This is a genomic window from Streptoverticillium olivoreticuli subsp. olivoreticuli, from assembly GCF_003391135.1.
GTDB lineage: Bacteria > Actinomycetota > Actinomycetes > Streptomycetales > Streptomycetaceae > Streptomyces > Streptomyces blastmyceticus.
Map to the genome: position 1 here is coordinate 1,424,694 of NZ_CP031455.1, position 15,265 is coordinate 1,439,958.

Annotated in this window: 9 protein-coding genes; 7 read left to right on the plus strand and 2 right to left on the minus strand. The window is 72.7% G+C overall.

Annotated elements, in window-relative coordinates; all coding sequences use genetic code 11:
- Positions 1-10: 10 nt before the first annotated feature.
- The 4 genes from nirB (at position 11) to DXZ73_RS06225 (ending at position 8,258) form a co-directional block, all read left to right on the plus strand.
- The gene (gene nirB / locus DXZ73_RS06210; protein WP_116210007.1) at positions 11-2,608 is read left to right on the plus strand and encodes a nitrite reductase large subunit NirB; all 2,598 of its coding nucleotides are present in this window, start codon (positions 11-13) and stop codon (positions 2,606-2,608) included.
- Entirely contained in the window at positions 2,605-4,338 is a 1,734-nt protein-coding gene (gene nirD / locus DXZ73_RS06215) for a nitrite reductase small subunit NirD (protein ID WP_116210008.1), read from the plus strand. The genes nirB and nirD overlap by 4 nt, the downstream gene beginning before the upstream one ends.
- A gap of 257 nt (positions 4,339-4,595) precedes the next feature.
- Positions 4,596-6,185: a glycoside hydrolase family 18 protein gene (locus tag DXZ73_RS06220; protein ID WP_116210009.1), complete on the plus strand. Its 1,590-nt coding sequence runs from the start codon at positions 4,596-4,598 to the stop codon at positions 6,183-6,185.
- Between the two features lie 243 nt (positions 6,186-6,428).
- A complete protein-coding gene (locus DXZ73_RS06225) occupies positions 6,429-8,258 on the plus strand; it encodes an acyl-CoA dehydrogenase (protein ID WP_338059111.1) in 1,830 nt (609 codons plus the stop codon).
- 13 nt (positions 8,259-8,271) lie between these two features.
- Here DXZ73_RS06225 and DXZ73_RS06230 read toward each other — a convergent pair whose 3' ends face one another.
- Complete coding sequence (locus DXZ73_RS06230) at positions 8,272-9,561, minus strand: erythromycin esterase family protein (RefSeq protein WP_116215449.1); 1,290 nt, start codon at positions 9,559-9,561, stop codon at positions 8,272-8,274.
- Positions 9,562-10,008: 447 nt separating this feature from the next.
- Between DXZ73_RS06230 and DXZ73_RS06235 the strand changes: the two genes are divergently transcribed.
- Complete coding sequence (locus tag DXZ73_RS06235) at positions 10,009-11,718, plus strand: enoyl-CoA hydratase-related protein (RefSeq protein ID WP_116210011.1); 1,710 nt, start codon at positions 10,009-10,011, stop codon at positions 11,716-11,718.
- On the opposite strand, the gene DXZ73_RS06240 is transcribed toward DXZ73_RS06235, so the two are convergent.
- Entirely contained in the window at positions 11,702-12,568 is an 867-nt protein-coding gene (locus tag DXZ73_RS06240) for a hypothetical protein (RefSeq protein WP_116210012.1), read from the minus strand. The genes DXZ73_RS06235 and DXZ73_RS06240 overlap by 17 nt on opposite strands.
- A gap of 419 nt (positions 12,569-12,987) precedes the next feature.
- Here DXZ73_RS06240 and DXZ73_RS06245 point away from each other — a divergent pair, with 419 nt between their 5' ends.
- Both DXZ73_RS06245 and DXZ73_RS06250 read left to right on the plus strand, forming a co-directional pair.
- Positions 12,988-13,944, plus strand: a complete 957-nt coding sequence (locus DXZ73_RS06245; RefSeq protein WP_205519121.1) for a carbohydrate-binding protein — start codon at positions 12,988-12,990, stop codon at positions 13,942-13,944.
- 69 nt (positions 13,945-14,013) lie between these two features.
- Positions 14,014-14,949 (plus strand): phytoene/squalene synthase family protein, encoded by a 936-nt coding sequence (locus DXZ73_RS06250; protein WP_116210013.1) that lies wholly within the window; start codon positions 14,014-14,016, stop codon positions 14,947-14,949.
- The last annotated feature ends 316 nt before the right edge of the window (positions 14,950-15,265 follow it).

The window sequence follows — 15,265 nt, forward strand, 5'->3', positions numbered from 1 at the left end:
GAGCCCGCCCGTGACATCCCCGCTCCCCGCCGCCGGCCGCCGCCGTCTGGTCCTCGTGGGCCACGGCATGGTCGGCCAGCGGTTCCTGGAAGCCCTCTTCGAGCAGGAAGAGGCGAAGACGCGCTGGCGGGTGACCGTGCTCGCGGAGGAGCCCCGGCCCGCGTACGACCGGGTGCGGCTCACCTCGGCGTTCTCCGGAACCACCGCCGAGGAACTGTCGCTGTGCCCGCCCGGCTTCCTCGCGGCGCACGGCATCGAGCTGCGCCTGGGGGATGCCGTCACCGGGGTGGACCGGCGGGAGCGGACGGTGCGCACCGCATCCGGCCACCGGGTGGGCTACGACGAGCTGGTGCTGGCCACCGGCTCGTACCCCTTCGTGCCGCCCGTGCCCGGACGCGACGCCGAGGGCTGCCACGTCTACCGCACCCTGGAGGACGTGGCAGCCATCCGGGCCCGCGCGGCGGGGGCCCGGACGGGTGCCGTCGTCGGGGGCGGGCTGCTGGGGCTGGAGGCCGCGGGGGCGCTGCGGGCCCTGGGTCTCGTCACGCACGTGGTGGAGTTCGCGCCCCGCCTGATGGCCGTGCAGATCGACGCGGGCGGGGGTGCGTTGCTGCGGCACAAGGTAGAGGCGCTGGGGGTGTCCGTGCACACCGGTGTGGGCGCGCAGGGCATCGAGGCCGGTCCGGACGGGCGGGTCCGCGCGATGACGCTGTCGGACGGCACCCGGCTGTCGGTGGACCTCGTCGTCTTCGCCGCGGGGGTCCGGCCCCGGGACCGGCTGGCCGGGGAGTGCGGCCTGCCCGTCGGCGAGCGCGGGGGCATCGTCGTCGACACCCGCTGCCGGACGGCCGACCCGCGTATCCGGGCGATCGGCGAGTGCGCGCTGGCCGCCGACGGCCGCGTCTACGGCCTGGTGGCCCCCGGCTACGCCATGGCCGAGGCCGCGGCCCGCGAACTCGACGGGCAGGACGCCCGCTTCACCGGCGGCGACACCTCGACGAAGCTCAAGCTGCTCGGCGTGGACGTGGCGAGCTTCGGGGACGCGCACGGCCGCGCCGACGGCGCCCTGGAGGTGCTGTACGCGAACAGCCGGGCCGGGGTCTACAAGAAGCTCGTCGTCGACGCGGACGGCGCCCTGCTCGGCGGCATCCTCATCGGCGACACCGACTCCTACGCCTCGCTGCGCCCGCTCGCCGGGAGCGGCGAGCCGCTGCCCGTACCACCGGAGCAGCTGGTGCTGCCCGCCGCGCCCGGCCGGCAGGCGGCCGGTGCGGCGGCGCTGCCCGACGAGGCCGTCGTCTGCTCCTGCCACCACGTCAGCAAAGCCGCGATCAGGTCGGCCGTCGGGGAGCGGGGCTGCGGCTCCGTGGCCGCGGTCAAGAAGTGCACCAAGGCAGGTACGGGCTGCGGGAGTTGCGAGAAGCTCCTCGGCGAGATCGTCGCCGAGGAGCTCGGCGCGGCGGGCGGCGCTCCCGCGCGCGGCCTGTGCGAGCACTTCGCCCACTCGCGCGCCGAGCTGTACGAGATCGTCCGTGTCAAGGGCATCACCACCTTCGCCCGGCTCGTCGCCGAGCACGGCAGCGGCCGGGGGTGCGCGGTCTGCAAGCCGGTCGTGGCCTCCGTCCTGGCGGGGCTGGGCGACACGCCGTACATCCTGGACGGCGAACAGGCCGCCCTCCAGGACACCAACGACCACTTCCTCGCCAACATCCAGCGCAACGGCTCCTACTCCGTGGTGCCGCGCATCCCCGGCGGGGAGATCACCCCCGACGGCCTGATCACCATCGGCGCCATCGCCCGCGACTTCGGCCTCTACACGAAGATCACCGGAGGACAGCGGATCGACATGCTCGGCGCCACGGTCGACCAGCTGCCCGCCATCTGGCGGCGCCTGGTCGACGCCGGGTTCGAGTCCGGGCACGCCTACGGCAAGGCCCTGCGCACCGTGAAGTCCTGTGTGGGGCGGACCTGGTGCCGGTACGGCGTGCAGGACTCCGTCGCGCTCGCCATCGAGCTGGAGCTGCGCTACCGCGGGCTGCGCGCGCCGCACAAGCTCAAGTCGGCCGTGTCCGGGTGCGCCCGCGAGTGCGCCGAGGCCCGCGGCAAGGACTTCGGGGTGATCGCGACCGCCGCGGGCTGGAACCTCTACGTGGGAGGCAACGGCGGCACCTCGCCCCGCCACGCCGACCTGCTGATCGAGGACGTCGACCGCGCCACCCTCGTCCGGACGATCGACCGCTTCCTGATGTTCTACATCCGCACCGCCGACCGCCTCGAACGCACCGCCCCCTGGATCGAGCGGCTGGAGGGCGGTCTCGACCACCTGCGCGCCGTGATCGTCGACGACACCCTGGGCATCTGCGCCGAACTCGACTCCCTGATGGCCCGTCACATCCGGTGCTACGAGGACGAGTGGGCCGCGACCCTCGCCGACCCCGAACGCCTGCGCCGCTTCTCCTCCTTCGTCAACGCCCCCGGCACCCCCGACCCCGCCGTGCGCTTCGTACCCGAACGCGCCCAGATCCGCCCCGCCCGCCCGGACGAGGACGGCCACGTCCTCCCCTCCCCCACGGACATCGCACTCGCAGGGAAGGCATCCGCACGATGAACGACGCCGCGCTCCCCCGCACACCGCAGCCGCCCGTCACCGCTCCGGCGCCGATCGTGGAGATCGGCGACGGCACCACCTGGACGGCCGTGTGCCGCTACGACGAGCTCACCCCGGGCCGGGGGCGCACCGCCCTGGTCGGGGACGAGCAGGTGGCACTCTTCCGCGACGACTCCGGCGCCCTGTTCGCCCTCGCCAACCACGACCCGTTCAGCGGCGCGTACGTCATCTCGCGCGGCATCACCGGAAGCCGGGACGGGGTGCCCGTGGTGACCTCGCCGATGTACAAGCAGACCTTCGACCTGCGCACCGGCGCCTGCCTCGACGAGGGGGACACCGTCGACGGGGCGCCGGCCGTGCTGCGCACCTGGCAGGTCCGTACGGTCGAGGAGCAGTCGGCCGGCGCGCGGCCGCGCGGCCGTACCCAAGCCGAGTGGCACCCGGAGGACCCCGGCTTCTGGGAGCGCACCGGCGCCCGTGTCGCGCGGCGGAACCTGGTGCTGTCCGTCGTCACGGAACACATCGGGTTCTCGGTGTGGAGCATGTGGTCGGTGCTCGTGCTCTTCCTCGGGCCGGAGTACGGCATCGACCCGGCCGGCAAGTTCACGCTCACCGCCCTCCCCACGGCTCTCGGGGCGCTGCTGCGCCTGCCGTACGCCTGGGCCGTCACCCGCTTCGGCGGCCGGAACTGGACGCTTGCGAGCGCCCTGCTCCTGCTGATCCCGACCCTGCTGATCATCGCCGTCCTCGAACCGGGCGTCTCCTACACCACGCTGCTGCTCACCGCCTGTGTGGCCGGGGTCGGCGGCGGCAACTTCGCCTCGTCGATGGCCAACATCAACGCCTTCTACCCGCAGCGGCTCAAGGGGCGGGTGCTGGGCATCAACGCAGGGGGCGGCAACCTCGGTGTGCCCGCGGTGCAGTTGGTCGGGCTGCTCGTGCTGGCCACGGCGGGCGAGGGCCACCCCCGGCTGCTGCCGCTGGTCTATCTGCCGCTGATCCTGGGCACCGCCCTCCTCGCGGCGCTGCGCATGGACAACCTCCCGGCCGGGCGCGACGACCGCCCCGTCCTGCGGGAGATCGCGGGCGACGGCCACACGTGGGCGCTGTCGTTGCTCTACATCGGCACGTTCGGATCGTTCATCGGCTTCGGCTTCGCCTTCGGGCAGGTCCTCCAGGTGCAGTTCCACGACCAGTTCGACACTCCGGTGAAGGTCGCGTACCTGACGTTCATCGGGCCGCTGCTCGGGTCGCTGTCGCGCCCGCTGGGCGGGGCCTGGGCGGACCGCTTCGGCGGTGCGCGGGTCACGCTGGTGACGTTCGTGGCCATGGGCGGGTGCGCCACGCTCATCCTGGTGGCATCGCAACGCCACTGGCTCGCCGGGTTCTTCGCCGGTTTCGTCGCGCTGTTCGTCCTCAGCGGCGTCGGCAACGGCTCCACGTACCGCATGATCCCGGCCATCCACGACGCGCGGGCGCGGGACGCGATCGAAGGCGGGGCGGCCGCGTCGGCCGCGAGGGCCGCCGCGCACCGCCGCGCCACGGCCCTGATCGGGCTCGCGGGCGCGATCGGCGCCCTCGGCGGGGTCCTGGTCAACGTCGCCTTCCGCCAGTCGTTCCTCGCGACGGGGCGGGGGGACGGCGCGTACGTCGCCTTCCTGTGCTTCTACGGGGTGTGCGCGCTCACGGTGGGGTGGGTCTACCTGCACCGGGGGCCGGGGCGTGTGTGAGTGAGCGGTCGGCCCGGACGTGCGCCGGGAATCGAGTGGGTGACCCCGGGCCCGGCCAATGTGAGCCCCCCATGAAGAGCGGAGCACTCTGGCGGGAGAGCCTGATGTGAACGGCCGGACGCGAGAAGAGGGAGTGCCGGACGGCCTGGTATCCGTGGGGCGAATGCGTTGACCGGGTCCGGGGACGACAGCTGAACAGGCGGCGGAGAACAGCCCTTTCCCCACCTCGGGCGCGATGCCGTCCTTCTGGAGAAACGATGCCGCGCAGCATGCTGGTGGCCGCCGAATGGCACGGCGTGCGGCCATTCCGGCGGAGCGTGGGATATGGCCGTGCCCGGGTCCGGGGCGGCATTTCCACCGCAGGCTCGGTCGGCACACCCACCATCAGGAGAGCGCTCCGCGCGTGCGCGCTCAAGGAGGTCCACATGGAGTTCATCGGCTATTTCCCGCAGTGGGCGATCTACGACCGGAAGCAGTTCCTCAAGACCATCCACGACAACGGCACGGCGGAGCGGCTGACGATCCTCAACTACGCGTTCGAGAACATCACGTCGGGCGACGTGAAGAAATCCGAGGCGTATCCCGAGGGATACACCGGATATCGCTGTTTCGAGGAGGTCAGGCCCCTCGACAACACGAAGCAGGGTGCCGACGCGGGGATCAACTCCGGGGACGCCGGAGCGGACTACCTCACCCCGTTCGTCAAGGGTTCGGGCAAGGAACCCATCGGGGCGAACGACCCGGGCTGGGGCGCGCAGGCCCTCATGGGGAACTTCAACCAGCTCAGGCAGCTCAAGGAGAAGCACAAGAAGCTCAAGGTCCTGGTCTCGCTGGGCGGTTGGACGTACAGCCGCAACTGGTCGCTCGCCGTGGCGACCAAGAAGGGGCGGGAGGACCTGGTCTCCTCGTGCGTCGACCTCTTCATCAAGGGGAATCTGCCCAAGAGGATCTGGGTGAGCGACTGGCAGACGCACAAGCTCGCCGAGCAGAACGTGTTCGGCGGCGCCAAGGCGGCGGCCGGTATCTTCGACGGGGTCGACATCGACTGGGAATGGCCCGGATGCGACAAGGGGCTTTCCGGGAACAAGTACGACCCGCAGCACGACAAGGCGAACTTCGTGGAGCTGCTCAAGGAGTTCCGCAAGCAGCTGGACGATCCGGAGCTGGTGAAGAACTACCCGCCGCGAGGCGGGAAGTATCTGCTGACCGCCTTCCTCCCCGCAGATCCGGAGATCATGAAGGCCGGCTGGGACGCGCCGGAAGTGATGAAGTGTCTCGACTTCGGCAACATCCAGGGGTACGACTTCCACGGGTCGTGGGACAGGACCACCGACCAGCAGTCCGCGCTGTACCCCCCGGCGCAGGGACTCTCCGTGGAGAGCGCGGTCAACGCCTGGATCAAGGCGGCGGGAGAGAGCGTCCGGTCGAAGCTGACCTTCGGCATCCCGTACTACAGCCGCGGCTGGAAGGGAGTGGGAACGGAACACGACAACGGTCTGCGCAACTCGGCGACCGGTCCGGCGGACGGCAAGTACGAACCCGGGGTCAACGACTACCGCGAGATCGCCAAGCTCGACGCCACGAGCTATCCCGTGTTCCGCGAGAAGAGCAGCACGGGCGAGGAGAGCTCCGCCTGGCGGTACAGCAAGGCGGACCGCGTCTTCTGGACCTACGACGACCCGGCTCTCGCCTACCACAAGGCCGCCTATGCGAAGAAGATCAAGCTGGGCGGCGTCATGGCCTACTCCCTCGACGGTGACGACCCGGCGACCGGTGCGCTCTCCCAGCAGATCCGCGCCGGACTCGACGGTGTGAAGCCCCCGATCAACGGCACGAACGGGTCCTGACCGACGGGACCCCTGACGCAAGGGCGGCCCCTGTCGTGTGCACACGACAGGGGCCGCCCGCTTCTCCGGCCCATATGAACGCGGACACCCCGGCCGGGCTCGACACCGCCGCGCAGCGCGCCGGTTTCGCACCCCCTTGCCCCGGTCCGGTCCTCGTTCAACTCATCCTCCACATGGCCGTTTTGGGCCGATGAGCGAGGGCCGGGAGGCGCGGTGATCTTGGTTCCTGATAGTGGTGACCATGTGATCACTACCGACTTATGCCCGACCGGCCCGCTCAGCATGGTGGGCGCCCTTTCCCAGGCTCTCTTCGAGGGCGATGCCGCACGGGTGCACGAGCCCTGGCGGCGTCTCGTCGCGGACGACGCCTTCCGATACCGTCCGGGTCTGTCGCCCGCGCAGCGCGTGGGCCTGGCGTACGAGCGGCTGACCCTGCTCGACGCGACGGTGGACGACCCCTTCGCCCTGGCCGCCGATCCGTACCGGCTGGCCGGCCTGCACGAGTGGACGGCGATCGCCGACGGCTCCCTTTTCACCGTGGCGGGCATTCATTACAACCTCTTCCTGGGCAGCCTCCTGGACCACGGGGCCGTGGGGCGGTGCGACACAGGTGACTTCACGGCGCTGCGGCGCATCGGCACGTTCCTGTGCACGGAGTTGGGGCACGGCAACGACGCGGCCGCGTTGCGGACGACGGCCACGTTCGACCGGGCCGGGGGCGGGTTCGTGCTGCACACGCCTGCCGTCGGCGCGCAGAAGTTCATGCCGAACACCAGCGTCGCCGGCGGTCCGAAGAGCGCGGTCGTCGCGGCCCGGCTCGTGGTCGACGGCCACGACCACGGGGTGTTCCTCTTCCTCACACCGCTGACCGATGGGAACGGGGCCCTGCCGGGTGTCCGCATCCGCGCGCTGCCGGAGCGCACGGGCAGCCCGGTCGACCACTGCCTGACCTCCTTCGACCGGGTGCGGCTGCCGTGGGAGGCGCTCCTCGCCGGTGAGCACGAGGGCCTGACGCCCGAGGGCCTGCTCACCGGCAGGCCGGGGAGCAGGCGCAAGCGCTTCCTGCACGCGATCGGGCGGGTGACGCAGGGCAAGCTATGCATGTCGGCGGGCGCCGTGGGCGTCACCCGGGCGGCGCTGGCGGTGGCCGTGCGCTATGCCCACCACCGGTACATATCCGGCCCCCGCGGCGGCGAGCGGGTGCCCCTGGCCGCCCACCGCAGCCACCACGCACCGCTGTTGAAGGCGCTCGCCACGGCTTATGCGATGACCTTCCTGCACCGCGAGACCTTACACGGGTGGGCGACGCACGAGGAGTCCGAGCGGGAGCGGGCCGAGCGGCTCGTCGCGATCACGAAGGCGTGGGTCACCTGGCAGGCCCGGGCGATCACCGTCGAGTGCCGTGAACGCTGCGGCGCCCAGGGGCTGTTCCCCGTGAACGGCATCGCGGACTTCCCGCTGAACATCGAGGAGGCGATCACGGCCGAGGGGGACAACCTCGCCGTCTGGGTCAAGGCCGCCGCCGAAATGATCTTCGACCATCAGGCGGCCGCGCCCCGGGCGACCGGGGCGCCCTCGCTGGAGAACCCGGCCCATCTGCGGGACCTGCTGGCGGCGGTGGAGACCGCCTGGCGCCGACGGGCCCGTACGCGGCTGCGCCGTGGCCCCCACCCGGACTCGCTCAGCCGCTGGAACGCCGCGGTCAACCCGGCCCTGGAGGCCGTCGGCGTCCACGCGGCGCTCCGGGCGGCCGACGCGTTCCTCGCGGCCGTCGGGCGCGTGGCGAACCCCACGGCCCGCGCCCTGCTGTCCGACCTGTGCCGGCTCTTCCTGCTCGGCCAGGTCGGACAGCACACGGGCGCGCTTCTGGTGGAGGGTCATCTGACCACGGATCAGGTGTGGGAACTGCCGGACGCCGTGGACAACCTCACCGCTTCCCTGGCGCCGCACATGGCGACGCTGGTGGAGGCGTTCGACCTGCCCGAGGCGTTCCTGGCGGCCCTTCCGCTGGCCAACTCCTCGTACGCCGACGCCTACGACGACCCGGACGGCCCCTGGTACCGCACGCCCTGACCCGGGGTCCGCGTCAGAGGTCCGCGTCCTCGGCCACCGTGGACGACGGGACGTGGAGCATCCCGTCGAAGGCGTCGAGCACGGGGGTGTGGAGGTAGGCCCCCTGCAGGCGGGTCCGGTCGGGGCCGCCGGACGGGGGCCTGGGCGCCGTGCGGAGACCGACGACGCCCAGCCCCGTCCCGGCGGCGTCGAAGGCGGCCTCGACGCTGCCCGGCTCCGGGGTGTCCAGGGGCCGGTTCTCGACGGTGAAGCCGAACCGGGCGGCCTCGTCGAGGTGCATCTCCGCGGTGTGGCCCGCGGTGCTGGTCACACCGAGGGCGAAGTAGTCCTCGCCGAGCGCGCGTTGCAGGTGGTGGCCCATGGGCAGGCCGGTGAGGTGGCCGTCGAAGGAGACCGGCGTCTTCTGGATGTGGGCGTTGTGGGCGGCGAGGACCATGCGGGTGCCGGGTTCGGAGTGCTCCAGGTGCCAGAGGACGGACTGGGCCATGTACACATCGCGGGCCGAGGTGTCGCCGGGCAGGCCGCGTCCGGCGAAGAGGTCGGACATGGCGCGGAAGGTGTAGTCCGCGTGGCAGGCCGCTTCCACCCGCCACAGGGCGACGTCGTAGGCGTACTGCCCGCTCCGGTCGATGTAGAGCGGCCGGAGCGAGCGGAAGCGGGTGAGCAGGCGCATCAGGGCCGCGGTCAGGGCGTCCTGCTCGGTGGTGTCCAGCCGGGCCCAGGCGGGCGCGGCCAGCGCGCCGGAGGTGGCGGCGAACCGCCCGGCGATCCCGGTCGCGGCCTCGACGAGCGGCAGGAGGTCGGGGTCGGTGTCCCGGAGATAGCCGGTGAGCGGCTCCAGCGCGGGCAGCAGCGAGCCGCCCGCCGCGGGGATGTCGACCCCCGCGAACCGTACGGGCCGGGGTGCGGTGCGGTTGTGGCGGCGCAGTTGGCGCAGCGGCCCGGCGATCCCCATGGGTATCGCCGCGTCGAGGTGCCGCGCGAGGTCGTCGTCCGTGCCGGCGCCCTGGGCCCAGGCGTCGAGCGCGAAGCCCTCGCTGAATCCGTACTCGAAGGCGAGGACGGTGAATCCGCAGCGCTCGGCGAGGAAGCGCAGGAGGCGTCGGCGGGCGAGCTCGAACTCCTCGATGAAGTGGGAGTTCTCACCGATGGCGACGACCCGGGCGGTGCCGAGCAGCTCGCGCAGCGGCTCGAGGTCGTCCAGCGGCGCGTCGGGGTCGAGGCCGGTGAGGGGGATGGCGTGCTCACGGAGCCAATCGGCGAAAGGGTCATGGGCGGCGGGGTGGGAAGGCAGGGCAGTCATGCTGACGGCTCGATTCTCGGTGTGGGTGCGAACGAGGTGACCGATACGGGAGCGTGGGCCCGGGCCGCGCGAAGGCATCGCGGACGGCAGGGCGGCGCGGCGGTGGAACATCGAAGGTTCTCACCGCGGGCGAACGGCTCCCGAGGAGCGCGTCAGAGGTACAGGATTCCCATGGGCATGCGATCACCGTACGCCAGTCGGCACCCGGCGCTCGAATGTTTTTCCGGGTGGCATCCGCCCCGGCGAGCCGTCGTCCGGGTGACATCCCGGACGCGCCTCGGGCGCGGCGGGACGCGTACGCATCAAACTCTCATCCTGCCGTCCCCATCCGCCTCGACAGGCCCAGCCGCCACACGGCTTCGTCCCCGCTCCGGCCCGTCGCCAGCCCGCTCCCGGGCCGCACGCCTCGAATTTCGGCCCGACGCGAGATCTGCCCGGAGGTCGCCCATGAACATCCTGCTGCTCGCCGACGCGTTCAACAGCCTCACCCAGCGCGTCTACGCCGAGCTGGGCGACCACGGACACACGGTGGCGGTGGAGCGGGTGCCCCGGCGGGGCGATCCCGCCGCGATCGTGGGCCGCCACTCCCCCGATCTGGTCCTCGCGCCGATGCTCACGACGGTCATCCCGCGCGAGGTGTGGTCCGCCTGCCCCTGCCTGGTCGTCCGCCCGGGCCCGGTGGGCGACCGGGGCCCGTCCGCGCTGGACTGGGCGGTGCACGAGGGCGTACGGAAGTGGGGTGTCACGGTCTTCCAGGCCGATGCCGAGCTGGACGCCGGGGACGTGTGGGCCTCGGTCCCGTGTGCCGTGCCGGCGGTGGCCAAGAGCGATCTGTACCGCAACGAGATCGCAGACGCGGCGCTCACCGCGGTGCTGCTGGCGGTGCGGCGCTTCGCCTCGGGCACCTATCTCCCCGTCCGGCAGAGCGGGATCGACGGGGCGGAGGACGTGCTGGTGCGCACGCGCCCGTACTTCCGCCAGGAGCTGCGGCGCATCGACTGGGAGGCGGACTCCACCGGGACGGTCCTGCGCAAGCTGCGCGCCGCGGACTCCCGGCCCGGTGTGCTGGACACCCTGCTCGGCCGCGACTGGTATCTGCACGGCGGCCACTTCGAGGACCGGCTGACGGGCACTCCGGGTGAACTGCTGGCCACCCGGGCGGGCGCCGTCTGCCGGGCGACCGCCGACGGCGCGGTGTGGATCCCGCAGCTGCGCCGACGGCGCCGGCCGGGGGAACCGCCGGCGGTCAAACTGCCCGCCACGCTGGCGCTGGGCGATCTGCTGCCGCGCCTGCCGGAGGCAAAGGCGCCGCTCGACGTGGGCGGGCACCGGAGCACCTGGACCGACATCCGCTACAGCGAGGAAGGGCGGGCGGGCTTCCTGTGGTTCTCCTTCCCCGGCGGCGCGATGAGCACGACCCAGTGCCGGAGGCTGCTCGCCGCCTACCGCTACGCCCGCTCCCGGCCGGTGTCCGTGCTGGTCCTGTGCGGGGGCCGGGGCTTCTTCTCGCACGGGATCCACCTCAATGTGATCGAGGCCGCCGCCGATCCGGCCGCGGAGTCCTGGGCGAACGTCAACGCGCTCGACGACCTGGTCCAGGCCGTCCTGACGACCACCGACCGGCTGGTGGTCGCGGCGCTGGGCGGCAACGCCGCGGCGGGCGGGGCGATGCTGGCACTCGCCGCCGACGAGGTGTGGTGCAGGACCGGCGTCGTGCTCAACCCGCACTACCGGCTGATGGGGCTGTACGGCTCCGAGTACTGGACGTACTCCCTGCCGCGCCGCGTCGGCGCCGAGATGACCGAGCGGCTGATGGAGGACGCCGCACCGGTCAGCGCGGCCGCCGGGCAGCGCCTCGGACTGGTGGACCGGCTGGTGGACGCCGCGCCCGCGGAGTTCGGCGCGCGGGTCACCGACCTGGCCGTCGACCTGGCCTCCTCGCCCGGCGTCCGGCCCCGGATCGCGGCCAAGGAGAGCGTGCGGGAGCGGGACGAGGCCCAACGGCCGCTGGCCGCCCACCGGGAGGAGGAACTCGCCCGGATGCGCGCCGTCTTCTACGACCGCGGCGCGCCGTACCACGCCCGGCGGCGGGCCTTCGTCCGGAAGGAGCCGCTGGTGGAGGCCGGTGTCGAGGAGAGCGTCACAGCAGGTCGGTGAGGGGCAGCGCGGCGATGTCGGCGGCGGGCCGGGAGACGTAGAGGTCGGCGTGGTAATAGCCGTCGGCCTCCCTGTCCGCCGTGCCGAGGCCGTGCGCGGCCAGGGCGTCGAACGCGGCGTGCCGCTCGGCGGGATCGGCGAAGCGGCGCTGCCGGAAGGTGCGGGCGGGCAGCTTCTCCGTGACCAGGCCCGACCGGCCGAGCAGTTCGGCGACCGGCTGGTACGGCACCGTGCGCAGCACGAAGGCCGCGACCCACGGGGGGCGTGGCATGCAGGCGAGGAGCCTGGCGAAGGTCCGGGTGAAGACATAGCCGATGCCGCCGGTGACGGTGACGAGGTCGGTGCCCGTCAGGACCTCGCGCAGGGCGGGGCTGGGGTCGGTGGTCTCGAGGTTCTCGGCGAAGGCGTGGTCGAGGAGGCCGGTGGCCCTGGCGTACGCGACGGCCCGGGGCGCCACGTCGATGCCCGTCACGGTCACGGGCTCGGGGCGCCGCCGGGTGGCGAAGAAGGCCCGGTCCTCGGCCACGAGGTGCGGGATCGGGGCCTCGGCGGGGCGCCCGGTGTAGCGGGCGTAGAGGTCGTCGAGGGTGACCTGGTGGTTGAGCAGTGCGGCGTTGATGCCGTACGAGCAGCACACGTCCACCACGGCCGGCGGTTCGTGGCCGCAGCGGCCGGTGCGCAGCGTCTCCGCCAGTGTCCGGAATACGGCCTGGCCGTGGTGGGGGATCTGATAACCGAGGGGGCGCAGGGTGGTGAAGTAGGCGCTGGGGTCGGGGCAGTCGTAGATGTCGCCGAAATCGGCCTTGCCCCAGTCCGGACTCGCCGCCGTGAGGTCCGTCTCTGCTGTCATCGGTGACCCCCAGAGGTTGGTGCCACGGGAAGGACTCGACAGTCATCCAGGATAGGGCCGCAACCGCAGGTCGCGCGCGGGTGCCCGGGACCCCTTCCGGGTGAACGGAAGGGCGCCGCCGGGGGCATGACGTCGCCTTTGCGGCGTGCGGGAGGCGCATGGGGCGTGCGGGGCGACGGAAGAGGGCCGCCGCGGGCACCCCCTTGCCGGGCGCAATCCGGCCATGCCGCCCGGCGGGGCGCGTCCCCGTCGGAGGGCCCGCTCCACGCCCCGGGGTGCGCGGGGCGGCGGTGGCTCTTGACACTTCAGTGCTTGTCATGGACATTCTCACCGATTGGTCCGGACCGGCCCACCACCGGACCCGACCGCGCGCTCCCACCCCCCGCCGTACCCGTTTCGTCCGGTTCCGGAGGAGCCCCATGAAGAGATACCGCACCACTGTGGCCGCGGCCCTGTTCACCGCGTGCGCCGTGCTGGGCACCACCGTCTCCGCCACCGCCCACACCGCTCCCCCGGCCGCCTCCCGCGCGGCCGCCCGCACACCGTCGCCCGACGCGCCGCACCGCGGGACCGTCACCCTCGCGCACCGCCCCGCAGACTCCCCCGCACCGGGCCGGGACAGGGCCGTGCGCGCCTTCTCCGAGGGCCGCCGGGAACAGGCCGCGCGGCAGTCCCGAACAGCGGGCCGGCTGACGAAGGACGCCGGCCTCACCCACAACTGGTGGGGCGTCTTCCCGCAGCCGGGCACCCACGACGGCATCATGGCCACCCACAGCGTCGACCCCGCCTATCGCGTGTCGGACGCCGAGAACTTCACCTACGCGCCCACGACCAAGGCGCAGAACTCCTGCATGGAGATGGTCACCGCCTACTGGAACACCGGCGACGAGATCTGGGCCTGGGACTGGTGCTCCAGCCCCGGCGGCCCCGCCAAGACGCTCACGATCAACGCCGACTTCCTCGCGACGTACACCACCACGGCGACCGGACGTCCCGCCTACACCGTGCAGATGGTCCAGGACAGCCCGTCGGCCAACCAGTGGTCCGCGTACCTCTACAACTACCGCACCTCCGGCTGGGACCTGCTCTACCGGCAGTCCGGCCGCGACCGGAGCGGGCTCGACCACGGCTGGGACATGTTCGAGATCTACGCGAGCACCAACCCCTCGACCGGCACGGGCTACTACTGCACCGAGGCCCGCTCCACCGTCTTCGACAGCAGCACCGTCCAGCTGCGCGCCGGCGGCGCCTGGCGGCCCGCCCGCCCCGCGGACTCGCCGTGGACCGACACCGCCCCGCAGGGCCGCGACTTCCTCTGCCCGGCCCTGCGCTTCCTGCAGGCGGGCGCGAACGACCACTGGACCGTCCGGCAGTAGCCGCCCCGGGCCGGGGCGCGGGCACGGGTAGGCTCGACGCTCCCCGGCACGCGAGAAAGAGGACCACCGGTGCACACATGGGCGACCGTCCTGGACGCCGCGGGCGTACGCGACAAGCGGCTGCGCGCGGACTTCACCCACCGGCGCGGCACGGTCGCCCGCTACCGGCCCCACGCCTACCTGGCCGTACGACTGCTGCTGCCCGCGCGCCTGGTCGCGCCGGTCATCGCCCTCACGGCGTTCATGCACCACACCGACACCCTCCTGGACACCGGCCCGGTGGCCGGGCGGGACGAGGTGTGGAAGCGGTGGGAGGAGGACGTACGGTCGGCACTGGCCGCCGGGCACAGCCGCCACCCGGTGCTCCGGCCCGTACTGCACACCATGGCCGCCCACCCCGCCCTGCACGGCCACATCGAGGACTTCCTCGCGGCCGCGCCCACGGACCTGCACTTCACGGGCTTCGCCACCGAGGCCGACTATCAGGAATACGTCGACTCCTACTCGCTGCCCGCGTTCATGCTCATCGCGGGCCTCCTCGCCCCCGACGGCGCGGACACCGCGGCCTACCGCGCGGCCTGCCGCCTCTACATCGACGGCAGCCAGCGGCTGGACTTCGTCAACGACCTCGCCGAGGACCTGCGCGACGGGCGTCTGACGATCCCTCAGGAGACCTTGCGGGAGCACGGGGTGACCCGCGCGGGACTGGAGGCGGGGCGGGACACACCCGGCACGCGCGCCATGCTGGACGAGCTGCTGACGCGGGCCCGCCGGTCCCTGGCGGAGAGCGGGAGCCTGGCAACCCTGGCCGTGCCGGACGCGCGTCCGCTCGTACGGGCCATGACGGCGCTGGAGTCGCTCACGGCGGACGCGGCGCGGGCGAGCGGCCGCGGCATCCTCCACCGCAGCGCGCGCCCGTCCCTGCCGCGGGCGCTGGCCGTGCTCGCCCGGGAGTACCGCGGCGCGCTCCGGCTGCGCGCCGCGAGCGCCCGGCGCCGGGGGTAGCCGGAAGCTCACGGCCGGGCTTCCCGGCCGCGCCACCAGCGCAGCCATCGCCTGTCATCGGGATTTCAACAGCCGTGACTGACCTCGGAGTTGCCCGGTACGCATCCAGACTCGACCGCGCTCCCCGTCGCGCCCCGCACGGGGGTCGGGGCGCGTCCGTCCGCCCGGCCGACGACTCCCGGCCGGGCGGACGGACGCGGTGGGCAGTGGAGCCCGGGGCCTCGCATTTATGACGGAATGTCAAAAATGATCCCCGCGGGCCCCGGTGGGCCAACACGCATCGTTACCCCGCACCGCTCGCACTTACACGTAGCGT

Bases quoted from the DNA above. Each gene is read 5' to 3' on its own strand.
- nirD (WP_116210008.1), top strand. From the start codon at position 2,605: ATGAACGACGCCGCGCTCCCCCGCACACCGCAGCCGCCCGTCACCGCT.
- DXZ73_RS06220 (WP_116210009.1), top strand. From the start codon at position 4,596: ATGCCGCGCAGCATGCTGGTGGCCGCCGAATGGCACGGCGTGCGGCCA.
- DXZ73_RS06230 (WP_116215449.1), bottom strand. From the start codon at position 9,561: ATGACTGCCCTGCCTTCCCACCCCGCCGCCCATGACCCTTTCGCCGAT.
- DXZ73_RS06235 (WP_116210011.1), top strand. From the start codon at position 10,009: ATGAACATCCTGCTGCTCGCCGACGCGTTCAACAGCCTCACCCAGCGC.
- DXZ73_RS06240 (WP_116210012.1), bottom strand. From the start codon at position 12,568: ATGACAGCAGAGACGGACCTCACGGCGGCGAGTCCGGACTGGGGCAAG.
- DXZ73_RS06245 (WP_205519121.1), top strand. From the start codon at position 12,988: ATGAAGAGATACCGCACCACTGTGGCCGCGGCCCTGTTCACCGCGTGC.